General features: G+C 66.4%; 20 protein-coding genes, 1 other RNA gene and 1 pseudogene. 14 read left to right on the forward strand and 8 right to left on the reverse strand.

What is annotated here, in order from left to right; all coding sequences use genetic code 11:
- Positions 1-12: 12 nt before the first annotated feature.
- The 4 genes from EV560_RS30535 to EV560_RS30550 all read right to left on the reverse strand — a co-directional run bounded on the left by EV560_RS30535 (position 13) and on the right by EV560_RS30550 (position 3,913).
- Positions 13-795 (reverse strand): ABC transporter permease, encoded by a 783-nt coding sequence (locus EV560_RS30535; RefSeq protein WP_131859622.1) that lies wholly within the window; start codon positions 793-795, stop codon positions 13-15.
- A 4-nt stretch (positions 796-799) separates the two neighbouring features.
- Positions 800-1,666 carry an ABC transporter permease gene (locus tag EV560_RS30540; protein ID WP_131859623.1) on the reverse strand — a complete coding sequence of 289 codons (867 nt, stop codon included), beginning with the start codon at positions 1,664-1,666 and terminating at the stop codon, positions 800-802.
- On the reverse strand, positions 1,666-2,751 hold the full coding sequence (locus EV560_RS30545) for an ABC transporter ATP-binding protein (RefSeq protein ID WP_131859624.1): 1,086 nt from the start codon (positions 2,749-2,751) through the stop codon (positions 1,666-1,668). The genes EV560_RS30540 and EV560_RS30545 overlap by 1 nt, the downstream gene beginning before the upstream one ends.
- Positions 2,752-2,851: 100 nt before the next feature.
- Positions 2,852-3,913: an ABC transporter substrate-binding protein gene (locus EV560_RS30550; RefSeq protein ID WP_131859625.1), complete on the reverse strand. Its 1,062-nt coding sequence runs from the start codon at positions 3,911-3,913 to the stop codon at positions 2,852-2,854.
- 358 nt (positions 3,914-4,271) lie between these two features.
- On the opposite strand from EV560_RS30550, the gene EV560_RS30555 reads away from it, so the two are divergent.
- Positions 4,272-4,934, forward strand: a complete 663-nt coding sequence (locus EV560_RS30555; RefSeq protein WP_131859626.1) for a GntR family transcriptional regulator — start codon at positions 4,272-4,274, stop codon at positions 4,932-4,934.
- Here the strand turns inward: EV560_RS30555 and EV560_RS30560 are convergent.
- A complete protein-coding gene (locus EV560_RS30560) occupies positions 4,931-6,991 on the reverse strand; it encodes an alpha/beta hydrolase domain-containing protein (protein WP_131859627.1) in 2,061 nt (686 codons plus the stop codon). The genes EV560_RS30555 and EV560_RS30560 overlap by 4 nt on opposite strands.
- Before the next feature lie 263 nt (positions 6,992-7,254).
- On the reverse strand, positions 7,255-8,268 hold the full coding sequence (locus EV560_RS30565) for a LacI family DNA-binding transcriptional regulator (RefSeq protein WP_131859628.1): 1,014 nt from the start codon (positions 8,266-8,268) through the stop codon (positions 7,255-7,257).
- A 101-nt stretch (positions 8,269-8,369) separates the two neighbouring features.
- On the opposite strand from EV560_RS30565, the gene EV560_RS35920 reads away from it, so the two are divergent.
- The 6 genes from EV560_RS35920 to EV560_RS30590 are packed head-to-tail and all read left to right on the forward strand — an operon-like array spanning position 8,370 to position 13,573.
- Positions 8,370-8,543: a hypothetical protein gene (locus EV560_RS35920; protein WP_165923715.1), complete on the forward strand. Its 174-nt coding sequence runs from the start codon at positions 8,370-8,372 to the stop codon at positions 8,541-8,543.
- Positions 8,506-9,456, forward strand: a complete 951-nt coding sequence (locus EV560_RS30570; RefSeq protein ID WP_131859629.1) for a nucleoside hydrolase — start codon at positions 8,506-8,508, stop codon at positions 9,454-9,456. Before EV560_RS35920 ends, EV560_RS30570 begins: the two co-directional genes overlap by 38 nt.
- 58 nt (positions 9,457-9,514) lie before the next feature.
- Complete coding sequence (locus EV560_RS30575; protein ID WP_131859630.1) at positions 9,515-10,771, forward strand: ABC transporter substrate-binding protein; 1,257 nt, start codon at positions 9,515-9,517, stop codon at positions 10,769-10,771.
- A 47-nt stretch (positions 10,772-10,818) separates the two neighbouring features.
- Entirely contained in the window at positions 10,819-11,751 is a 933-nt protein-coding gene (locus tag EV560_RS30580; protein ID WP_131859631.1) for a carbohydrate ABC transporter permease, read from the forward strand.
- Complete coding sequence (locus tag EV560_RS30585) at positions 11,748-12,602, forward strand: carbohydrate ABC transporter permease (RefSeq protein WP_131859632.1); 855 nt, start codon at positions 11,748-11,750, stop codon at positions 12,600-12,602. Before EV560_RS30580 ends, EV560_RS30585 begins: the two co-directional genes overlap by 4 nt.
- A gap of 50 nt (positions 12,603-12,652) precedes the next feature.
- Complete coding sequence (locus EV560_RS30590; protein ID WP_131859633.1) at positions 12,653-13,573, forward strand: ribokinase; 921 nt, start codon at positions 12,653-12,655, stop codon at positions 13,571-13,573.
- Between the two features lie 151 nt (positions 13,574-13,724).
- On the opposite strand, the gene EV560_RS30595 is transcribed toward EV560_RS30590, so the two are convergent.
- Positions 13,725-14,627 carry a thymidylate synthase gene (locus EV560_RS30595; protein WP_131859634.1) on the reverse strand — a complete coding sequence of 301 codons (903 nt, stop codon included), beginning with the start codon at positions 14,625-14,627 and terminating at the stop codon, positions 13,725-13,727.
- A 114-nt stretch (positions 14,628-14,741) separates the two neighbouring features.
- Here EV560_RS30595 and EV560_RS30600 point away from each other — a divergent pair.
- From EV560_RS30600 to EV560_RS30630, 7 genes and pseudogenes are all read left to right on the forward strand, one after another.
- Positions 14,742-14,955 (forward strand): annotated as a pseudogene (locus EV560_RS30600) (EamA family transporter); the annotation flags it as partial.
- A gap of 116 nt (positions 14,956-15,071) precedes the next feature.
- Positions 15,072-15,347: a PepSY domain-containing protein gene (locus tag EV560_RS30605; protein ID WP_131859635.1), complete on the forward strand. Its 276-nt coding sequence runs from the start codon at positions 15,072-15,074 to the stop codon at positions 15,345-15,347.
- Between the two features lie 59 nt (positions 15,348-15,406).
- Positions 15,407-15,770: a transfer-messenger RNA gene (gene ssrA, locus EV560_RS30610) on the forward strand.
- A 58-nt stretch (positions 15,771-15,828) separates the two neighbouring features.
- Complete coding sequence (locus EV560_RS30615; protein WP_131859636.1) at positions 15,829-16,461, forward strand: SspB family protein; 633 nt, start codon at positions 15,829-15,831, stop codon at positions 16,459-16,461.
- A gap of 8 nt (positions 16,462-16,469) precedes the next feature.
- Positions 16,470-17,864, forward strand: coding sequence for a class II fumarate hydratase (gene fumC / locus EV560_RS30620; RefSeq protein ID WP_131859637.1), 1,395 nt, complete (start codon positions 16,470-16,472; stop codon positions 17,862-17,864).
- A 15-nt stretch (positions 17,865-17,879) separates the two neighbouring features.
- On the forward strand, positions 17,880-18,080 hold the full coding sequence (locus EV560_RS30625; RefSeq protein WP_131859638.1) for a DUF4169 family protein: 201 nt from the start codon (positions 17,880-17,882) through the stop codon (positions 18,078-18,080).
- A complete protein-coding gene (locus EV560_RS30630; protein ID WP_131859639.1) occupies positions 18,077-18,301 on the forward strand; it encodes a ribbon-helix-helix domain-containing protein in 225 nt (74 codons plus the stop codon). Before EV560_RS30625 ends, EV560_RS30630 begins: the two co-directional genes overlap by 4 nt.
- A 118-nt stretch (positions 18,302-18,419) precedes the next feature.
- Here EV560_RS30630 and EV560_RS30635 read toward each other — a convergent pair whose 3' ends face one another.
- Positions 18,420-22,070: an AsmA family protein gene (locus EV560_RS30635; RefSeq protein ID WP_131859640.1), complete on the reverse strand. Its 3,651-nt coding sequence runs from the start codon at positions 22,068-22,070 to the stop codon at positions 18,420-18,422.
- Between the last annotated feature and the right edge of the window lie 42 nt (positions 22,071-22,112).

The following is a 22,112-nucleotide window of genomic DNA, read 5'->3' on the forward strand; positions in this document are numbered from 1 at the left end:
GCCCTTGGGCGCTCAGGACCGTACCACGCGGGCGAGGCCCACGAGACGCTCCAGCCCGAACACCACAATCAGGATGAGACCGATCTGCAGGGCCGAGGCGGCGGCGATGACGAGCTGGCCGACCGAGAATTGCAGGTAGTCGAAGATCTCGATGGGCAAGGTGCTGATGCCGGGGCCGGTCAGGAACAGCGCCGCGTTCAGCTCGCCGAAGGAGAGGATGAAGGCAAAGATGCCGCCTGCCAGGATGCCGGGCCAGATCAATGGCAGCGTCACGAGTGCGAATCCCCGGAGCGGGCCCGCTCGCAGGCTCTGCGCCGCTTCCTCGAGCACCGGGTCGACCGCAAGGACGCTGGCGGCCACCGACCGGACGACGAAGGGCATGCCGAGCACGCAATGCGCGATGACCAGGCCGGTGAAGGCCGGCATGCCGCCGAGCAGCTTGAAGAACAGCAGCAAGGACAGGCCGAGCACGATCGCCGGAAAGACGAGCGGCGCGAGAAAGATGCCTTGCAGGATGCTCGCCGCCAGGCCGCGCCGTCGTGCGATGTAGAGGCCGCCCATCGTGCCGACCAATGTCGCCAGGATGCTGGAGACGATGGCGAGTTGGATGCTGAGCGTGAACGCGTTGCGCATGCTCTCCGTGCCGAAGAACGTCGCGAACCAGCGCAGCGACAGGCCAGGCGGCGGGAAGACGAAGAACTCCGTCGGCGAGAAGGCGGAAACGACGACGACGAGGATCGGCAGCAGGATGAAGAGATAGGTGAAGACCGTCATGGCGACGAGAAGACGATGCATGACGTTATCCCCTGCCCTGGACGCGCTGCGGCCGCAGCACCATCAGGATGAGCGCGCAGACGACGAGCGCGATGGCGAGCAGCACGAAGGACATCGCGGCGGCCAGCGGCCAGCGGAAGGTCGCGGCGCTGTCGAAGATCAGGCTGACCAGGAGTTTCATGCGGGGGCCGCCGAGCAGCACGATCGCGACATAGGCGCTGAGCGACATCAGGAAGACCAGAAGCATTCCCGACGCCACGCCCGGGCTCGACAGCGGCCAGGTGACGTGGACGAAGGTCTGGAAGGGATTGGCCCGGAGCGACTGGGCGGCTTCCCGATAATAGGAATCGATCGTCGCCAACGCGTTGCAGATCGAGATGACCATATAGGGCAGCATGATCGTCATCAGCGCGAAGGCCACGGCCTGGAAGGTGTTGAGCATGACCAGCGGCGCGTCGATCGCCCCGGCCTTCTGCAGCACGACATTGACCAGGCCCTGCCGCCCGAGCAGCGTGAGCCAGCCATAGGCGCGCACGACATTGCTGACGAGCAGCGGCAGGGACAGCAGAAGCAGCAGCCACAGGCGTGCGCGCGGGCTCAGGGGCGCGAGCACATAGGCGGTCGCGTAGCCGAAGACGAGGCAGAGGGCCAGGATGGTCGCGCCGGCACCGAGGGTGCGTTGCACGATCGTCAGATAGAAGCTGTCACTGATGATCGCGATATAGTTCTCCGCCGTGATCTGATCGCTGTAGAGCTCACTGCTGGATGAACCGTGGATGCTGACCCAGAACAGCAATCCCAGCGGCACGATGAAGAAGATGATCGATACGAACAGAGGCGGGGCAAGCAGCGCGAAGGATGCGAGCCTGCGTGTCATCACGAGCTTCGTCATCACGCCTGTCCTTGCGCGAGGACGCCGAGGCTCCCCGTCGGAAACGCGATCGACGCGGCCTCGCCCGGCTGCCAGTCGATGGCGGCCTCGGCGGAATTCTGCACGAAAGCCATCAGCGGCAAGCCGTTCGCGTCCAACGTGATATGGGCGGTCATGCCGCGATAGACGACGTCGCGGACCGTCGCCGGGATCGCGGCGTTCGCCTCGGCCTTCGCCAGCGCGACGCGCTCCGGCCGGATCGAGACCCGCAACCTCGTTCCCGGCCCATGGCGTCCGGGGATCGTGAAGCGCCCGCACGGCGCCTCGACCAGCGTCTGGTCCGCCTCGGCCGCGACCGCCACGACATCGATCAGATTGCTGGCGCCAAGGAAGGTCGCCACGAATTCGGTGGCGGGCCGCTCGTAGATCTCGCGCGGCGCCCCGAGCTGCTCGACCACGCCGTCGCGCATCACGGCGATCTGGTCGGACATCGTCAGCGCTTCTTCCTGGTCATGGGTGACGAAGACCGTGGTGATGCCGAGCTTGCGCTGCAGCGAGCGCAGTTCGACCTGCATGGACTCGCGCAAATTCTTGTCGAGCGCGCCGAGCGGCTCGTCGAGCAGGAGCACGGCCGGTTTCATGACGATGGCGCGGGCAATGGCCACGCGCTGCTGCTGGCCGCCCGAGAGCTGCTTCGGATAGCGGTCGGCAAAGTTGCCGAGCTTGACCAGGTCGAGCGCGGCGGCGACCGCAGCGGCGCGCTCGGCCTTGGGCACCCCGCTCATGCGCAGCCCGAAAGCGACGTTCTCCGCGACATTGAGATGCGGGAACAGCGCGAAATTCTGGAACACCATGGCGAAATCGCGCTTGTACGGCGCGACATCCGTCACGCGCTGGTCGCGAATGAAGACGTCACCGGAATCCGGAACCTCGAAGCCGGCGATGAGCCTCAGCGTCGTCGTCTTCCCGCAGCCGGAGGGGCCGAGCAGAGAAAAGAAGCTGCCCTGCGGAATGCTGAGCGACAGGTCTCGAACTGCCGTGGCCTTGCCATAGGTCTTGCGGACATTCTCGAAACGGACGTCCGGCCGGTTTGACTGGTTGATCATTGGTCTTTCGCGGCTCTGCTGGAAACGGCAACGACAAGGCGCTGCCGGCACCCTCCACGGATGCCGGCGCCGAGCGCCACAGGACTGGATGGTGTGCTGATCAGCCGCCGGAGACGGCCCGGTTCCAGCGATCGGTCCACTCGGCCCGCTTGGTCATCATCATGACCGGGTCGAGCTCGACGAGCCGCTTGAAGTCGTCCTCGCTCATGTGAACGCGTTTCTGCAATTCCGGCGTCAGGACGGCCTCGGTATCCGGGTTGCTGCCGGCATAGTTGAAGCGTTCGGCGATGACCTTCTGGAAGCGCGGATCGAGCAGGGTGTTCAGATAGGTCTCGGCCAGTTCGAGATTCTTGGTGCCCTTGGCGATGCCGGCACCGCTGGCATAGGCGATGGCGCCCTCGCTCGGCCAGACCCAGTCGACCGTTCCGCCCCAGCCCTGCAGCGTATAGGTCTGCGCCTTGTACAGCAGGCCCACCAGCGCATCCTCGTTGCGCAACGAGTTCATGATCGAGTCCGTGTCCTTGATGAACATGGGTTGCTGGTCGACCATCTTCTTCAGCATCTCGAAGCCGGCCTTCTCGTCGCTCGGGCTCTTGCCGGCGGCCATGGCGCCGATCGGGATGATGTAGGAGCCGATGGAATGCGAGATCTCGGGCAGCGCGATCCGGCCCTTGAACTCGGGCTTCCACAGATCGGCGAAGGATTTCGGCGGGTTCTTCAGCTTGGTGTTGTAGACGATGCCGAGCGGTGAATAGTTCAGCGCGACCCAGCTTCCGGTGAAGAAGCGCTTCGGCACCTTCCTCAGGTTGGGCAGGCGCGGCGAGTCGAGGTTGAGCGGCTGCAAGGCGCCCTGTTCGAGGCCGAGCTGCGCCATCAGGTCGACGAGCTGGATGATGTCGTATTGCTGGTTGTTGACGCTGAGCTTGACCTTGGTGATGCGCTGGTCGGGCGTCGAGCCGCGATCCTGCACGACCTTCACGCCGGTCTCCTGCTCGAAGATGACGTCGCTGCTCGCCTTGAGCGCATCGCCCCATTGTCCGCCCCAGGTCATCACGACGATCTGCGACGCCTTCGGTTGAGCCAGGGCCGAGCCGATCGGTCCCGACAAGCTGTTGGCTGCTACGAGCCCGGCCGAGCCGGACAGAAATTGACGACGATCCATGCCTTCACGCCTCCCGTGAGCTGTCGTTCGCGGCAGCTGTCCCGCCGATCGGGAGACCGCCTTGTCAAACGAGATGCATCCGTATGAATGGATATTGTATAGCAATCTCTGTCAAGGTTCGTTTGCGGCTGCGGCGGTCGTGGCTGCGCGATTGTTGAGCAAGATGCTGCGAACGCAGGCGCAGGCATGAGGCGGCCGGGTTTGGGTCATCGCCTGGACGGCGAAGGCGGTCGCAGCATGCGCGGGGGATCGATCGCCGCGGCGAGACACGTGGAAAAACAGGCGGAGCGGCACCGCAAACGGTTTATTTTGGATATCTTCGTACGAGACACACGCTCCAGCGGGAGATTCGCGTCAGATGCTCAAACGTCGAACGGTCACCAGCGATGTGGCTGATTTCATCCGCCAGAAGATCATCGACGGCTCCTACAAGGGCGGAGAGCTCATTCGGCAGGAGGCTCTGGCTGCCGAGCTCGGGGTCAGCCGCATTCCCGTCCGCGAAGCCCTGCTCCAGCTCGAAGCGGAAGGCCTGGTGACGATCCATACCCATCGCGGAGCGATGGTCGCGATCCTGTCGCCTGACGACGCGCAGGAGATTTTCGAGGCTCGCGCGCTAATCGAGCCCTTCATGCTCAACGAAGCCATGAAACTTCGTACGCCGGCGGACGTGCTGGCGGTCCAGCAGGTCCTGACGCGCTATGAGAATGCGATCAAGAACGATGCCGGCCCGGAAGAGCTGAGCAGCCTGAACTGGGCGCTGCATGTGAGGATGTGCGAACCGGCGAAACGGCCGCGAATGATGGCGATCCTCACCTCGCTCCATAATTCGGCCGACCGGTACTTGCGCGTGCAGATCAATGTCCAGGAAGCGCGGCAGCGCGCACTCGTCGATCACCGGAATATCGTTGATGCCTACGCCAAGGGGGATACGAAAAAGGCCTGCAAGCTCATGGAACAGCATATTCGCGTGGCCTTGGACGAGGTCATGCAGCGCCTGAAGCCGCTATCCCCGGGCAGCTAGATAGGGCTACTCGTTCCGGCTCCTTGCGCTCGCAGCCGCACGACATGGCGCGGGCGCCCCCAATCGGCGGCGGCGCGCACGGCGGGTTCGACATCTTCCCACAGCATCAGGCCCTGGCCCGCGAGCCGTTCGGCCGCCTGGCGGATCGCCTCCCGATAGGCTTCGGACGAGGGATAGCGTTCCATGATCGAGATGCGCGGGTCGCCTGACTGCTCGCGCTCCTCCTCATCCTCGGGGAACGGGAGGTAGCTGCCGGTCACGCCGAGCATGGCGCCGAGGCCGAGATCGGACCGGCGAAGGTTCCAGCCGACATAGGTCCCGAGCGGCGCCTGCACCATCGGAGCCTTCACGCCCGCCAGATCGATCCCGTCCCGATCGACGGCCGGAACGAGCACGGCATATTCCCTGTCACCGACGAATCTGGGCGGGTGATGTCCGATCACGCCACGATCGATGTCCGGCCCGAAATCGAGAAGCCGGAGACGACTGGCCTGCTTCGGGATGGCGCGGCCCGGAATGGCGGGGAACTGTTGCTTCCAGGCTTGATAGCTGACGAGGGTTGCGTCCTCGCGTCTCGGATGATGGCTCGGCGGCGGCGCCTTGCCGGTCGTCGCCCAAACATCCAGCAATGTCAGCGTCGCGCGGAAGAACATCGAGGTCGAGACGATGTTGTCGAGATACTCGCCGAGCCCGTTCAGGCCGCGTTGCGGCGGCGTGTTCTCGACCGCGGCGAAATGCTGCGAGCTCGCCCACATGTAGACACGGACAATATCGGGCTGCGGTAGATCGTTTCCTTGAGTGTCTGTGACGACAAGCGATCCGCGACGATTCCAGTATTCGGAACAGGTATCGGTGTGAATGACGAGAGGGTCGGTTGCAGGTCGTTTGAGGATTGCGTCCGTTCGCCCCGTCAAATGATCGATCGAGGACGCGTAGGCGAAGGGGAACCTGTCGACGACCGTGAAATGGTTCTCGTACTCACAGCCTGACAGCACGACCGCATTCGCGAAGCGATGGTTCAGCCACTTCTTGCCGGCTCCCGCGACATGCGGGAGGACACCATCGAAGACAGGCTCGCCGCGACCGTTGTCGTTGAAGCCGAGATAGAGGAAGTCCCTGATGCAGCGACCGGTCTGCGAACGGCCCCAGGCATAGGCCTTCTCGATATACGCGCCCTGCTCCTGCAGCGGATTGGCGGTTCCATCGCTGTCGGTCGGGCTGGTGCGCAGAAAATCGACAAAATCGCGAACCGCCACGTGACCGAGCCCGAGAACGAGCGGATCGCGCGCCTCATAGATGAGTTCGTAGATCCAGCCCGGTTCGAAACCGCCTGCCACATAGAGATGGCTATCCGACGGAACGATCGCGATCTCGGGACCGTGCTCGACGCCGCTGCCATGCTCCACCCGCGCGAAGGACCAGGCGTCAGCCTCGATCGGTACGCGCCTGGACTCGGCGTAACGCCGACGCGTCAGCTGCGCCTTGGTGGTGTCGCGCGAGACCGGAGGATAGCTGCGTGTCGACGCGACGCTGCTGAGTGGAAGCGATAGCGTACCCGGCTTCGTCGCCACGAACTCGGTTCGGATCGTGCCGACGATCGGTTGCCCGTTCTGGGTCGCGGTCGGCACATCGAGCAGCAGCCGATCGCTTCCGGGGAGCAGGTCACCTTGCCACCCGAGCCAGACGATCGTGTATCCGCTCCGCATCAGGAAGCCGTTGCCCGCATGATCCAGCGTCGTTGGACGGTTCGCGGCCGGCGCGTCGTTGAAGAACTGCAGCGCCCGCTTGTTGCCGCGATTGCCATAGTCGAAGAACAGCCGCCGATTGCTGCGATTTATGTCGATCGGCTTCAGAATGAAGAAGTCGGCGGAAAGCGAGACCAGGCCATCAGCATCCCTTGGCGCAAGAGCGAGATCGACGACAGCCGCGTTCTCGTTCGCCAGGGGGTCGATGGCGAAAAAAGCTTTGCCGGAGATTGCCTCGTAGGCTCCCACGGCCCCGAAGGGGTCGCCTTGTGCGAACGGCTTGCGGGAACTGATGTCGAGACGCAGGCTCATTGGCGCATTTCCTAGGGCGACTGCGGATCGTCGCGAGGGAGATCCTGGTGAGACCGCCTGTCTTTGGCGCAACCGCCAATCTGGCTTCACTTTGCCCCGGTCGCGCTTACGCCTTTCATAATATATTGGATATTATATGCGCAACCAATGATTTTCGGCCCGATCGCGGGGCTCTGCCCACGGCGTTCACTTAGCGCTTGCACGTTTGCGATCGTGAAGAATAGACGGGCAGATCGGCGTTGGCGGCCTTCTCCCGCCCATTCCTAAAGGGTCGTAGCGCGCCTCACGAGCCGGCATGGCAGGCGAAGCGGGCTCGATTGGCGTCCGGTTTGGAGCCAGCGCTCGAGCATGCCCACCGCTTCATGCGCCATGCGTTCAATGTCCTGGTCGACAGTGGTCAGGCTATAGGCGGCAAGCGCGCCCGGCGCGGCATTGTCGAACCCTGCCACGGACAGGTCCTGCGGAACGCTGAGACCGAATTCGCTGCGCGCGACGTCGAGAACGGCCAGCGCCATCTCGTCATTGGCGCAGAAGATCGCGTCCGGCCGCTCGCTTGCGCCGAGCAGCCGCCGCGCCGCCGCCTGCCCGCCAGCATAATCGTATTGGCCGACATCGCGGCCGACGAGGTCGAGCCCGTGCCGGGACAATCCGGCGATGAAGCCCGTAGCGCGGTCGCGGCTGGTCGAGGTATTCTCGAGGCCGGCGATGAAGGCGGGCCGGCGCCGGCCGGTCTCGGCGAAGAGATCGGCGATCATCGCGGCACCGGCGACATTGTCGGCGCTGATATCGCCGGCGACATCCTCGTCATCCTCGGCCATGCGGTCGAGCAGCACGATCGGTGTGCGCGCCGCGTCATAGAGCCGGGTGACGCGCAGGGAGAGCGTGGCGCTGGTGACGAGCACGCCATCGACCTGGAAGGATAGCAGCTCCGGCAGCAGCGCGTCGGCCGCCCCCGCCTCCTTCGCCGCGAAGACAAGCGGTGCCTTGCCCCTGCCCTGGATCTCGATCGCCAGCGCCTCGACCAGGCGCGCATAGAAGGGATTGCCGACATCGGCGACGACGATGCCGATAAGGCCCGAGCGCTGCGTGTTCAAGCCGCGCGCGATGGCGTTCGGGCGGTAGCCAAGCTGCTCCGCCGCCTCCATCACGCGCCAGCGCGTCTCCTCCGCGATGCTGGCTCCAGGGGTGAAGCAGCGCGAAACCGCCGAGCGCGACACGCCGGCGAGCTGTGCGACCTCCAGTGACGTGACCCAGCGACGCTTGCCCAAATCTGTCATCGCAACGATCAGTGGCTTGACCGGAGCGAGGCGTCAAGGCTAACGTTGCACACGTATGCAAGAGGTGGATCGGAACCGCCCTGCACCGAGGAGGACGTCCCATGGAGGAGAGCGACAGCGTCGCCGCCGATGCGCATGCGCGCGCTCCCCGGATGCCCTTTTCGCCGCGTTTCACGGCGGCGCTGCCGAGCGCAGCCGCCAAGTCGCCCCGCCTGCAGCTGAACAAGGCTCTGACCAATGACCCGCGTGCTTATCGATTGCGATCCCGGCCATGACGATGCGATGGCCATCCTCTATGCGGCCAAGCATCTCGACCTGGTGGCGATCACGACCGTCCACGGCAACGCGCCGCTGGAGGACACCACCCGCAACGCGCTCTCGGTTTGCACGCTCGCCAAGCTGAACGTGCCGATCTCGGCCGGTGCCGACCGGCCGCTGGTCCAGCCCAAGCTCCAGAAGCAGACCCTGCACGGCAAGAGCGGCATCGACGGTGCCGACCTGCCGGTTCCGGACCGCGACGTCACCGGCGAGCACGCCGCGCTGACCATCATCCGCGAGGCCAGGCGCGCACCGGGCGAGCTGGTGCTGATCGCGGTCGGGCCGATGACCAATGTCGCGCTGGCGCTGCGCCTCGAACCGAAGCTGCCGGAGCTGCTCAAGGGCCTCAGCATCATGGGCGGCAGCACCACGCTGGGCAATGTCACGGCCACCGCCGAGTTCAACCTCTGGGCCGATCCGGAGGCCGCCGCCGCCGTGTTCGACTGCGGCATCCCGGTCATGATGGCCGGGCTCAACATCACCCGTCAGGCGCTGATCCGCGAGCCGCATGTCGCGCGCATGCGCGCCAGCGGCGGTGCGGTCGGCAAGGTGATGGGCGACCTCCAGGAGTTCTATGCCCGCCGCTCGCATTCGGTCTACGGGCTCGGCGGCGCGCCGATGCACGATTCCTGCGCGGTCGTGCCCTTCGTCCATCCCGATCTGATCAAGCATCGCGAGTGCCATGTCCACATGGAGCTCGGCAGCCCGCAGGTGCGCGGCACGACGATCTGCGACCTGCGCACCTTCCTCAGCGAGCCGGCGGGCGCCACCCGCCAGCAGCAGAAGGCTAACGCGCTGGTCGCGCTGGAGATCGACGGTGACGCCGTGGTCGACAAGGTTGTCGACGCGGTGGTGAGCTACGACAGCTGAAACAAGAAGTCGCAACGCACGAAGCCACGAAGGCAAGAAACCAGAAGGGGAGAGAAACATGCTGACACGGCGCCATGCCATGAGCCTGCTGGCCGCCAGCGCGACGGCTTTCGCCGCGCGCGGCGCGTTCGCCCAGGCCAAGGGAGAGTTGAACGTCATCTGGCAGGCATGGCCCGAGGGCCATGTCACGCCGATCTTCAACAAGTTCAAGGAGCTCAATCCGGGCGTCACGTTGCGCGACGAGCGCCTGCCCTTCGCCGAGCTGTTCCAGGCCATCGAGGTCAGGCTGCAATCGCGCGGGCCGACGCCGGACATCTACATCGCCGACGGACCGTTGACCGCCTCCTATGCCGTGCGCCGTCATCTCCAGGAGCTCGACGGCCTCGTCGATGTCTCCCGCTACACCAAGGCGGCGCGCGACCAGGGCAGCTTCCGCGGCAAGCTCTACACGCTGCCGCTCTTCTCCAGCAGCCAGCTGCTCTACATCAACGCCAAGATCTTCAAGGAAGCCGGCGTCACGCCGCCACCGGCCGATGTCAACGGCCGCTGGACCTGGGACCAGGTGCTCGAAGCCGCGAAGAAGCTGACCGACAAGGGCAGCAACCGCTGGGGCCTCGTCATCGAGCAGGCCGAGCGTCCCTATCAGCTGCTGCCGCTGGCCCAGTCGAAGGGCGCAACCGTGATCGGCCCGGACGGGCTGACCGCGACGGGCTTCGTCGACAGCGCGCCCTTCATCGACGCGATGCGCTGGTATGGCGAGCTCTACACCAAGCACCAGGTCTCGCCGCCGAACGTGTTCGAGCCCAACCTGGCGCAGGAGCTTTTCGCCACCGGCCGCGCCGCGATGTTCCTCGGCACCAACTCCAATATCAGCATCTTCGGCAGCCGCGAGGGGCTGGATTGGACGGTCGCCGCCCACCCCTATTTCGCCGACGGCAAGCCGGTGACCCCGACCGGCAGCTGGCATGTCGGCATGAACCCGCGCACCAAGCAGAAGGAGGCGACAGAGGCCTTCATCCGCTTCCTGGCCGAGCCCGCGACCATCGAGATGCAGGCGCGCCTGCGCTCCAACCCGCCGGTGATCCGCAGCGTCTGGGATTCGATGTCCGACGTGCTCAACACGCCAGGCTGGAAGATTATGCGCTACGAGCTCGACAACACCGCCGTGCCGCGCCCGGCGACGCCGGGCTGGCGCGAATACGAGGATATCCTGCGCATCTCGATCCGCGAGATCACCGGCGGCGCCGATGCGGGTCCGCGCCTGCAGCGCGCCGCCAAGGATATCGACCGCGAAATGGCCAAGTACCGCTCATGACCAAGTACCGCTCGTGACCAAGTACCGTTCGTGACAGGGTGTCGTACGTGACGGAACTGACAGCATCGGGTGCGGCGGCAGCCGGTCCAAAGGCCCTGCCGCGCCTGAAAAAGCCCCGCTCCCATCTCGGCCTCGCCGCGCTCTTCCTGGCGCCGGCGCTGCTCGGGCTCGTCATCTTCCGGCTGGCGCCGATCGGCGTCGCCGGGCTGGGGGCGCTCTATCGCGAGAATCTGGAGGGCGATCAGGTCTTCGTCGGCCTCGCCAATTTCGCCAGCCTGTTCGAGGACATGGGCTTCTGGCATTCGCTGCGCACGACGATCCTGTTCAATCTGATCATCAACCCGTTCCAGATCGCCATCTCCTTCGCCATGGCACTCCTGGTGCTGCGGCCAGGACGCGGTATCACCTTCTTCCGCGCCGCCTTCTTCCTGCCGATGACGCTGTCGATCGGGCTCACCGCCGTGCTCTGGTCGATGCTGCTCGACCAGACGCTCGGGCCGATCAACGCGCTGCTGGAACAGCTCGGCTTCGCCCGCCAGGGCTTCTTCCGGAGCGAGGACCAGGCGCTCGGCACGATGATCGCGGTCGCGAGCTGGAAGGGCTGCGGCTACTGGATGGTCTTCCTGCTCGCCGGCCTTTTCGGCATCGACGACCAGCTCTACGAGGCGGCGCGCATCGACGGCGCCAATAGCTGGCAGCGCTTCTGGCACATCACCTTGCCGCAGATGCGCCGGCCGCTGACCTTCGTGCTCATCGCGGACACGGCGGTGAACTTCCTGTTCTTCGCGCCGGTCTACATCATCACCAGCGGCGGCCCTAACGACGCGACCTCGCTGATGATGTTCCGCGCCTATGAGGCCGCCTTCACCTTCATGAACTGGGGGCGCTCGCTCGCCTATTCCTCGGTGATCCTGCTGATCGTGATCGGGGTCGCCATCGTCCAGCTCAAGCTGTTGCGCCATGGGGAGGATGAAAGTTGAGCACCGTCGACGGCACCATGGGCCGCCGCCTCGGCCTCACCGGCGCGCGCTATCTCGCGCTCTCCGCCCTCGCCTGCCTGCTGCTGCTGCCGCTGGTCTGGCTGGTGATGTCCTCCTTCCGTCCGGCCGGCGAGATCTTCGCCAACAGCCACCAGTTCGGCTGGCGCACTTTCGTGCCGGGCAGGCTCACCTTCGAGAATTATCTCTCGCTCGCCGATAGCGGCTTTCCGCGCGCCCTCTTGAACTCGCTCTTCGTCGCGGGAACGACGATGCTGCTCGGCGTCCTCGTCAATTCAGCCGCCGGCTTCGCTTTCGCGGTCTTCGAGTTTCCCGGCCGCAAGCTCCTGCTGGTCCTGGTGCTGGCTTCGGCGATGATGCCGTTCGAGGCGATCGTCATCCCGCTCTACCAGATCATCCGCTGGTTCGGTTGGGTCGACAGCTACCGGGCGCTGATCCTGCCGGAAGTGGCGAACGGGCTGGTGATCTTCCTGTTCCGCCAGTTCTTCGTCGGCGTGCCCAAGGAATTCTACGAGGCGGCGCGGGTCGACGGCGCCTCCTGGCTGCACATCTTCCTGAAGATCGCGCTGCCGCTGTCATGGCCGGTCGTGGTGACGGGCGCGCTGATGCAGTTCATCACGCAATGGGAAGCCTTCTTCTGGCCGCTCGTCGCCGCGCCCTCGCCCGACCACACGCTGGTGCAGATCGCCATCACCCGGAACATCTCCTTCGAGGAGACCTCCTGGGGGCGGCTGTTCTCATCGACCACCATCGCCTGCCTTGTCGCGCTGATCCCGTTCCTGGCCTTCCAGAAACTCTATCTGCGGAACATCGCCTCGTCGGGCCTGAAATAGGCCCGCGTCCCACGAGACGCGCGACGCCCGCACGACCTTCGGGAGCCGGAATGATTCTCGTCTTCGGATCGATCAACATGGACCTCGTCGCCGAGGTCGCCACGATCCCACGCCCTGGCGAGACCGTGCTCTCGCCGAGCTATGCGCATCTCTTCGGCGGCAAGGGCGCGAACCAGGCGGTAGCGGCAGCCCGCGTCGCCGAGCCGGGCCTGGTCGCGATGGTCGGCTGCGTCGGCGACGACGCGTTCGGGCGGATGTGCACGGCCAATCTCGCAGCGAACGGCGTCGATGTCAGTGCGGTAACCCCGGGCGAGGAGCCGACGGGCTGCGCCTTCATCACCGTCGATGTCACCGGCCAGAACGCCATCACCGTAGCCAGCGGCGCGAATCTGCAGCCGACAGCCGGCGCTGTTCCGAGCGAATTCGTCGACACGCATACGATCGGCGTCTTCCAGATGGAGGTTCCGTTCCCGACCTCCCTTGAGGTCGCGAGGCGGCTCAAGGCGTGCGGGGGTCGGGTGATCTGGAACTTTGCACCGGTACCGCCGGGGTTCGGGCGCGCCGAACTCGACATGCTGCTGGACGTGACCGACCTCTTCGTCGTCAATGAGATCGAGGCCCGGTCCGCCGCCGCAATCCTGGGCGTCGACGATCAGGGACTGGAAGCCGACGCGCGAAACATCGCGAGTTCCGGCAAGGCAACCTGCATCGCCACGGCTGGCGAGCGCGGCGCCATCGCCTTCACTCCGGCAGGCGAGCGCTATCTTGCGCCTGCCCTGGCCATCCGGCCCATCGACACGACAGGCGCGGGCGACACGTTTGTCGGCGTCCTGGCGGCGAGCCTCGGTGCCGGAGCGGAGATCGCGGCCGCGCTGAATGAAGCCTGCATTGGCGGCTCGCTCGCCTGCCAGGCAAAGGGCGCGCAAGCAGGGATGCCGGACGGTGCGGCTCTGCGCGCCGCTATCGGTTAGAGCACGCCGACATGACGGACTGAAAACCCGAGTCGGCAACACCGAGCAGCACGCTGGCAAGCAGGCATACCATGAGCGACATCATGTCTCTCCGGCTCTCGAGCGACCCGCGGCAGGGCGAGAACCTCTCGGTTGGGCCGTACCATCGAACTCAGACCGCGACATCCGCCTTGATGACGGCGTGTGGCGAATAGCCCTCCACCTCGAAGTCCTCGATCCGGTAGTCGTCGATGCTGGCGGCCTGCCGCGTCAGGCGCATTTTCGGGAATGGACGAGGCTCGCGTGACAGCTGCTCCTGAGCCTGGTCGAGATGGTTCAAGTAGAGATGGACGTCCCCGCCGAACCAAACGAAGTCGCCCAGCTTCAATCCTGCTTGCTGCGCTATCATCAGTTGCAGGGCGCAGCAGTTGACCCAGTTGAAGCCCACCCCGAGAAGCATGTCCGCCGATCTCTGGAAGCACAGAGAATTCAACCGCCCGTCAGACGTGACATGATATTGGTAGACCATATGACAGGGCGGAAGCGCCATTTGGCTTAATTCAGCGACATTCCAGCCGTGGAACAGCATTCGACGGCTGGAAGGATTGTTGCGAAGACTGCTGATCAGATCTGCGATCTGATCGTGCTCACGGCCGTCAGCGCCCAGCCACCGCCGCCACTGCTTGCCGTACACGGGCCCCAAATCGCCCCAGCGCGCTGCAAAGGCATCGTCCTCGGCGATACGCCGCTCGAAATCCGTCTGGCTGATGTCCTCGCCCGTCTCGCGGCGGTAGGTAGCGAGCGGCCAATCGGTCCAGATCCGCACATTCTCGCGGACCAGCGGCTGAATGTTGGTCTGCCCGGTCAAGAACCAGAGCATCTCCTTCACCGCCGTCTTCCAGAAAACGCGCTTGGTTGTGAGGATCGGCACCGTTCCGTCCGAGAGGTCGAAACGCGCCATGGCCCCGAAGATCGACCGCGTGCCGACGCCCGTACGGTCGATTCGCTTGTCGCCTCGTTCCAGAACATCGGAAAGGAGGTCGAGATACTGGTATTCCGGATGCCTTCGGTTCACGCGCCGCCTCCTCGAGGATTGACAGGACGAGCCTGACAATCGTGAACCTGACTATCCCCCTCGGTGTTTGCTGGCAACGCGTGGACAGCGAGCGGTCCACGTCGAACTGGGTGCGTCGGCCTCTGCTCGTCGGTGATTCCCTATATCTGTGACCAGCTTGCCATGCCCCGCCTGCCGCGCGACCTTCGCGCTGCTCCTGAGCCTGCTGCCGGTCACCGCCGCGCTCGTCGGAGCGCTGGTGCTGCGGCAATGGCCGAGTGCGGCTGAAATCGTCGGAATCGCCCTGGTTTGCGCCGGAGTTGGGCTCCATCAGGCGCCGGAGCGCTGAGATCTCGCACCTCTCACAGGAATGCGAAAAGGCGTGATGGCGCCGGCCACGCCCCGGCCGAACCCCTGCCGCAATTCGGCGGCTTATGGCGGCGGCCACAACGGAGCCCCGCCCCCATGATGATCGGAAGCATTGCCAGTCTCAGCTTCATTGTCCTTGCTTCAGTAGCCCCGACCACGCCCTCCACCGCTGGAGAGCCGACCCAGATCGCGAAGCCGTCTCACATCCGAATCGATGAACGCCAGGCGCGGCGCATCGCCTGGGACTACGGCATCGTCCGGATCGAGGAGATCGCGCTCGCCGGCGGTCGCTGGGAGATTGCCGGGCGCGACGACGAAGATGGTGAATTGGCGCTGGATATCGATGCCCATAGCGGCAAGGTCAGCCGCTGAACCTCAAAACCGGGGATATCCGGAGCGAAATCGACGATCTTCGCCGGCGAGCGACAAGCTCTCTTTCCCCGCGCGCGCTCAGTGCCTATATTCGGTTTGCCGCTCGCAAGAACGGCTATGGCGATAAACGGACGTCGGAATAAGCCTTTCGGACCCGGGGGCGGTACCCGGCGCCTCCACCAGAGCCCGTCAGCCTCTCGCAGGCGGGTTCCGGCGGGGGCGAAATAGGATCGACGAGGGTGTAAAGGTCGTTCTTTTGCTCGGCATGGTTCCGCCGTTATCGGGCCAAAAGCATAGTTGCCAACGACAACAATGCTCGGGTTGCTGTCGCCGCGTAATGCGGTGCTGGTTCCCAAACCAAAGCCCTTGCGCTTAGCCGCGTAAGGCGGGGCTCGGAGGCGCCTGGCAACAGAAGCCTCCACTTCTTTCTGCGGGCTTGCCCGGCCTTGACGCCGAAGCGGATACGGGAACAATCGAAACGATGACCAAGGATATTCTTCGCTACGACCTCATGGTGCAGGAGGCACTCAAAGGCGTCGTGCGCAAGATCCTGACCGAGGCCGGCCGCGACGGCCTGCCGGGCGAGCATCATTTCTACATCACCTTCCGCACCACGGCGCCGGGCGTGCGCCTCTCCCAGCGGCTGCGCGACAAGCATCCGGACGAGATGACGATCGTGCTGCAGCACCAGTTCTGGGATCTCAACGTCAGCGAGCATTCCTTCGAGGTCGGCCTCTCCTTCTCCGGCGTGCCGGAGCGGCTGCTCGTACCCTTCGACGCGGTCACCACCTTCTTCGACCCGTCCGTGCAGTTCGGCCTGAAGTTCGAGACGCAGGACGTACCGGACGAGGCCTCCAACAGCGACCAGCCGCAGCCGGCCGCCAAGTCGCCGCGCGGCGCCGGCTCCGAACCCAGCGTCGCCCCGCCGGCCCCCCTCGCCCTGCCCTCGAAGGCTGCGACGCCGAGCGCGCCGGCATCCAAGGGCAAGAACGCGGGAGCGGCGGCCGAAGCTGCCGAAAAGGCCCCCGCGAAAGGCGCCGAGCCCGCAGCCGAGACCGATGAGGGCGCCGGCGCGCAGGTCGTGAGCCTCGACGCTTTCCGCAAGAAGACCTGACAGCCGCCATGTCGGATACCCGCACAGAAACCGATTCCTTCGGCCCCATCTCTGTTTCCGCCGATCGCTACTGGGGCGCCCAGACCCAGCGCTCCCTGGAGAATTTCCGCATCGGCGGCCCGAGCGAGCGCATGCCGCTGCCGCTGGTCCATGCGCTGGTGCTGGTCAAGAAGGCCGCGGCCCATGTCAATGCGCGGCTCGGGCTGATCGAGCAGCGCGTCGCCGGCGCCATCGGCCAGGCTGCCGACGAGGCGCTTGCCGGCCGTTTCGACGCGCATTTCCCGCTCGTCATCTGGCAGACCGGCTCGGGCACCCAGACCAACATGAACGTCAACGAGGTGCTGGCGAACCGCGCCAACGAGATCCTCGGTGCAGGGCTCGGCGCCAAGAGCCCGGTCCACCCCAACGACCAGGTCAATCGCGGCCAGTCCTCCAACGACTGCTTCCCGACCGCGATGCATATCGCCGCCACCATCGAGATCTCGCGTGGCCTCCTGCCCTCGCTACGAAAGCTCGAGCAGGCGCTGCAGCTCAAGGCCGAGCATTTCTCCAACCTGGTCAAGATCGGCCGCACCCATCTCCAGGATGCGACGCCGGTCACGCTCGGCCAGGAATTCTCCGGCTACGCCATGCAGCTCCATCTCGGCATCGGCCGGATCGAAGCCTCGCTCGGCGGGCTCTATGCGCTGGCCCAGGGCGGCACGGCGGTCGGCACGGGCTTGAACACCCATCGCGATTTCGCCGCCTTCTTCGCGAGGGAGGTCGCATCGCTGACCGGCCTGCCCTTCCGCCCGGCTGGCAACATGTTCGAGGCGCTGGCGAGCCACGGCGCCCTCACCGCCGCCCATGGCGCGCTCAATGCGCTCGCCATGGACCTGTTCAAGATCGCCAACGACATCCGCCTGATGGGCTCCGGCCCCCGCTCCGGCCTCGGCGAGATCAGCTTGCCGGAGAACGAACCGGGCTCCTCGATCATGCCCGGCAAGGTCAATCCGACCCAGGCCGAGGCGCTGACCATGGTGGCGACGCAGGTGCTCGGCAACCAGGCGACGATCGGCTTCGCCGCCAGCCAAGGCCATTTCGAGCTCAACGTCTTCAAGCCGGTGATCATCGCCGCCTTCCTGCAATCGGTCCGGCTGCTCGCCGACGCCGCCGAGAGCTTCCGCGTCAATTGCGTCGAGGGCATCGAGGCGAATGAGGACCGGCTCGCGGAGCTGCTCTCGAACTCGCTGATGCTGGTCACCGCGCTCGCCCCGGCGATCGGCTATGACAAGGCCGCCAATATCGCCAAGTCGGCCCATCACAACGGCACGACCCTGCGCGAGGAAGCGGTGAGGGCCGGCGTCGACGCTGAGTTGTTCGATCGCACGGTCAAGCCCGAGCATATGCTCGGCCCGACCTGAGCGAGGGCCAGCCGCATGGCCGAGATCATCAATCTCCGGCGTGCCCGCAAGCAGCGCGACCGCGCCGCCGCCGAGAAGCAGGCCGAGCAGAACCGCATCAGCTTCGGCCGCAGCAAGGCCGAGCGCAGCCTGACCGAAGCCGAGCGCAAGAAGGCGACCCGCACGCTCGAAGGCCATCGCCTGTCCACCGCGGACGATGACGAGCCGGCGCGGTGAGGCGCGAGCGCAAGCACTCCCTTGCCATTGCCGGCCACCGCACCAGCATCTCGCTGGAAGAGCCCTTCTGGAGCGCCCTGAAGGAAATCGCGAGCACGGAGGGCGTCACCCTCGCCGCGCTGGTCGCCGAGGTCGATTCGCGCCGCGGCGAGGCCAATCTCTCCTCGGCGCTCCGCCTGCACGTGCTGGCGCATTATCAGCGGCTGGCTGCGGCGACATGAGCGTCCGCGCAGCGGCGCGCGACCTGTCAATTCACGAAAAATAAACCATAACAGCGGCTTGTCGCGGTTTCTTGCATCGGACCGGCAAGCACCTGAATCTGGATTGCAAGCGGTTGAATCAGTTCGGCAGCGGCGTGCGCGAGAGCGGACGCGGCACCGACTCGATCTCCACCGGTGGGGCGAGCGGCGGCGGGTTCTGGCCCGGCGGAGGCGGCCGGAAGACCTGATCAGGAAAATTCTCGCGCGGCGCGCCCTGCAGGATCAGCGGCCCGGGCTGCTGGGCGGCGGCACGCTCGGCGGTCGCCCGCGCCCGCTCCTCCGCCTCGATGCGGCGGCGCATCTCCTCCATCCGGCGAGCCTCTTCCTGGCGCTGCGCTTCCTGGGCCCGACGCGTCTCCTCCTGGATCCGCGCTTCGAGCGCCCGGCGCTCGTCCTCGACCCGCTTCTCTTCGGCCAGGCGGCGCACCTCCTGCGCTTTGCGCTCCTCTTCGGCGCGCTTCTCCTCGGCGATGCGACGCTCTTCCTGGGCCTTGAGGAACTCGCCAAGCTTGCGTTCGTTCTCGCGCATCTCACGCTCCGCCCGCAGCCGGCGCGAATTCATCGCCCGCTCGCGCGCATCGGCCTCGAAAGCCTCGACCCGCTCGATCTCGCGCGCCAGCGCCCGCGCCGCGACCGCATTCGAGAAGGCGCTGACATCGGCCTCGCGCCGCAGGCCGCTGAGCGGGCCGCGCCAGGCAATACCGAGCACGGGCGGGGTCTGGACCGTCCAGCCCTTCGGCATCGTCCCGAGCGGCCGCAGGCCAAGGCGAAGATCGGCGCTGAGCGAGCGCAGATCGATGAGCCCGCTCGCCTCAGCCCGCAATTGTGCGCGCTCGATCGTCAGCGGCGCGAGCCGCACGATGCCGCCGGCCAAGGTGAAGCCGAGCGTGACATCACCGAGCTGCCAGGCGCCCTGGTCCAGCGCCGCGCCCAGCCTGTCCTGCAGGCGCGCGCTCTCGCTCTCCGACGCGTCCTCTCCGGTCGCCGCGATGACGCGGGCATAGCCGCTCGGGTCGAATTTCACGAGGCTCGCGCCGATGAAGTTCAGCGAGCCCGCGCCACCCAGGCCTGCGACCAGCCGCGCGGGGCTCTCGCCGGAGCCGCCGGCTTCGAAACGGCCGGAAACCTTGCCGAGGAATGCGCCGCCGGTCAGGCCCGCAAGATCGACCTGGGCCAGCGTGACGCCGCCCGAAACCTGCGCCAACCCACCCTCGCGCCGCGTCGCGAGATGCCCGGAGACCTTGCCGCCACCATAGGAGCCGGCGAGCTTGTCGAGCTTGAGCCCATCGGCATCCGCTTTCAGCTCGAAGCTGGCATCGCGCAGCTCGATCGTGTCGCTGACGCGCAGCGACGGTGTCTCGACGGTCACCGCAAGATCTCCGAGCACGGCGACGGGGCTGAAGCGGGCGCTGGACCAGAGCACGCCCGCCGCGGGCCCAGCGGTGCCGAGCGAAGCCCCGAGCACGGAGCGCAGATCGGCGCGCTGCAGGGCGAGCTTGCCGGTCACGGCCCCTTCCCGCGGCAGGACGAGCGAGCCGCGCGCGCTGGTATTGCCGATATTGGCGACGAGCTCGTCGAGGGCGATCTGGTCGGCCGAGAAGCGGGCGCGACCATTGGCGTCGAGCACCGCATCAGGCAGGAGGCGGGCCGGGCCCTCGGACAGGATCTGCCCGGGCCGGTCGGCCTGTACGGTCAGGCGCGGTGCAGCAGTCGCATCATCGTCGAGCGCGACCGACAGCCCCGGCCCCGCCAGCGAACCCGAAAGCCGGTTCTGCGCCTTCGCCAGGTTGAATTGGCCGGGCCCGCCGAGCTGCGGCGCCGGCAGACCAAACGCCGTGAAGACCTGGCGGCGATCGTTGAGGTCGACGCGGAAATCGGCACCGCTCCAGCTGCCGCCGGCATCGAGCCGGGCGTTCAGAGCGAGCTTGCCCGCTTGCGCGGCGCCATCGAGCGTCAGCGCCGTGTCGCCGGCCGGCGCCCGCGTCAGACGATAATTCGCGTCGAGCCGCGACAATCCTTCGCCGACCCGGGTCAGCGCCTGCCGGACGCTCTCGGGCAGGAGCGGCCCGGCGAGCGCGGCGAGCGTCTCGAAGCGCGGCGCCCGGATGCGGCCGGCGATCTCGCCGCCCTCCGGCAGGAGCGCGCCCGATCCGGCGACCGCGACGCCGCCGAAACCATCGATCGAGAAGCGGCTCAGCCGCCAGCTCGCGCCTTCGCGGCGCAGGTCGAGCTTGGCCGAGCCGGGCGGCGCATTGCGATAGCGCGCGCCGTTCAAGGTGAGATCGAGCGAAAGGTCGCGCCTGCCGATCAGCCCCGCAAAGCTCTCGCCCGGCGGCAAGGTGTTGAGGTCGAGCCCCTGCACGGTCAGCTTCGCGTTCAGCCGCTCGGCCGCGATCTCCCCGCCCCCGTCGAGCCGCAAGCCCGAGGCCCCGGCAATGGTCGCGCGCTCGAACTGCAATCGCCCGGGCGCCCAATCGCCGACCGCCTCGGCATCGATCTTCCCGAGCGCAGCGATCATATCGGCCAGCGCTGGATCGAGCCCGGCCCGCGCCAGGACAAGCGCGACGCGGCGCGCATCCTCGGCCTTGAGATTGAGCTTGCCCCGCAAACCATTCGCATCGACCGCGCCGCTGGCGCCGATCAGGGCTCCGGCCACGCGCACCGAAGCCGAGGTATTTCTCAGCCCCTCATCGGTCAGGGTGCCGCGCAAGGCCGCAGCCGAAAAATCCTCGCCGCGCCAGATCACCTGGTCGAGATCGAGGCCCAGATCGATCGCGCCCGGCAAGCCGCGCAGGCCGCGCTCGAAGCCGGCGCGTTCGCTTAGCGCCACGACCAGCGCATCGGCATCGAGCCGTCGCGCCCTGAGCGCGACCGAGCCGGTGCCCGCGACCGGCAGGAACTGGCCCTCGCCCTCCAGCCGCGCCGCGCCGCCGGCGATATCGACGATCAGGCTGCTGAGATCGAGCTGGCGATTGCTGCCGCTGACGCGCCCGGAAAGGCTGACTGCACCGCCGGGGGCGAGCGAGAACGAGCCGTCCAGCCCGGGCCTGACGCTGCCATTGCTGCTTGGCAGCTGGAAATAGCCGTCGAAGCCGACCTGCGCCTCTTCTCCCGTGATCGACGCCTTGGCGCGCAGCCGACCATCGGCCTCGGTCTCGCCGGTCGAGAGTCTCAGCGACGTGCCTGCCACCTCGCCGTCGACGCGCCAGGGCCCGGCCAGGCTGACGGCTGAAACCTCGGCGGAGATCGGCGACAGCGTCACCGGTTCCTTGCCGCGCTCATGCCAGAGCACGGCCGAGCGGCGTACGCTCAGGCGGTCGAGGCTGGTCTGCAGGGGTAGGCCGGCGCCGACCCGGCGCGGCAGCAGCACGGCGCCGCTCTCATCGGCGACGAGTGCAAGCGTCGCGCCCTCGATCTCGGCATCCGCGAAGCGGAACTCGCCGCGCGCCAGGGCCGCCAGCGCCAGCTCGACCGTGATCTGCTCCGCCGTCGCCGAGCTCGCCGCGCCATTGGCCTCGCCGAAATGCACATCGCCGAGCGTCAGCCGCGGCGAGGGCAAAAGGCGCATGCCGATATTGCCCGCTACCTTGGTCTCGATACCGAGGGCGGTTGTCAGCCTCGTCTCGAATTCCTGCCGGTAGACGCGCCAGTCGACAAAGCCCGGGCCGATCAGCGCTGCAAGCAGCGTCAGCACCAAAAGCCCGGCCAGAACTGTCAGACTCTCACGCACCTTGCGGCACTATCCCTCTTGTCGGCGGTGTCCCGATCTTGC

The sequence above is a fragment of the Allobosea sp. BK604 genome (assembly GCF_004341515.1).
Classification (GTDB): domain Bacteria; phylum Pseudomonadota; class Alphaproteobacteria; order Rhizobiales; family Beijerinckiaceae; genus Allobosea.

What these genes read in the sequence shown, in the direction of transcription:
- EV560_RS30570 (WP_131859629.1), top strand. Translation starts at nt 8,506, where the DNA reads ATGACCCGCGTGCTTATCGATTGCGATCCCGGCCATGACGATGCGATG.
- EV560_RS30605 (WP_131859635.1), top strand. Translation starts at nt 15,072, where the DNA reads ATGATGATCGGAAGCATTGCCAGTCTCAGCTTCATTGTCCTTGCTTCA.
- EV560_RS30575 (WP_131859630.1), top strand. Translation starts at nt 9,515, where the DNA reads ATGCTGACACGGCGCCATGCCATGAGCCTGCTGGCCGCCAGCGCGACG.
- EV560_RS30550 (WP_131859625.1), bottom strand. Translation starts at nt 3,913, where the DNA reads ATGGATCGTCGTCAATTTCTGTCCGGCTCGGCCGGGCTCGTAGCAGCC.
- EV560_RS30615 (WP_131859636.1), top strand. Translation starts at nt 15,829, where the DNA reads ATGACCAAGGATATTCTTCGCTACGACCTCATGGTGCAGGAGGCACTC.
- EV560_RS30565 (WP_131859628.1), bottom strand. Translation starts at nt 8,268, where the DNA reads ATGACAGATTTGGGCAAGCGTCGCTGGGTCACGTCACTGGAGGTCGCA.
- EV560_RS30590 (WP_131859633.1), top strand. Translation starts at nt 12,653, where the DNA reads ATGATTCTCGTCTTCGGATCGATCAACATGGACCTCGTCGCCGAGGTC.
- EV560_RS35920 (WP_165923715.1), top strand. Translation starts at nt 8,370, where the DNA reads ATGGAGGAGAGCGACAGCGTCGCCGCCGATGCGCATGCGCGCGCTCCC.
- EV560_RS30545 (WP_131859624.1), bottom strand. Translation starts at nt 2,751, where the DNA reads ATGATCAACCAGTCAAACCGGCCGGACGTCCGTTTCGAGAATGTCCGC.
- EV560_RS30535 (WP_131859622.1), bottom strand. Translation starts at nt 795, where the DNA reads ATGCATCGTCTTCTCGTCGCCATGACGGTCTTCACCTATCTCTTCATC.
- EV560_RS30555 (WP_131859626.1), top strand. Translation starts at nt 4,272, where the DNA reads ATGCTCAAACGTCGAACGGTCACCAGCGATGTGGCTGATTTCATCCGC.
- fumC (WP_131859637.1), top strand. Translation starts at nt 16,470, where the DNA reads ATGTCGGATACCCGCACAGAAACCGATTCCTTCGGCCCCATCTCTGTT.
- EV560_RS30540 (WP_131859623.1), bottom strand. Translation starts at nt 1,666, where the DNA reads ATGACGAAGCTCGTGATGACACGCAGGCTCGCATCCTTCGCGCTGCTT.
- EV560_RS30560 (WP_131859627.1), bottom strand. Translation starts at nt 6,991, where the DNA reads ATGAGCCTGCGTCTCGACATCAGTTCCCGCAAGCCGTTCGCACAAGGC.
- EV560_RS30625 (WP_131859638.1), top strand. Translation starts at nt 17,880, where the DNA reads ATGGCCGAGATCATCAATCTCCGGCGTGCCCGCAAGCAGCGCGACCGC.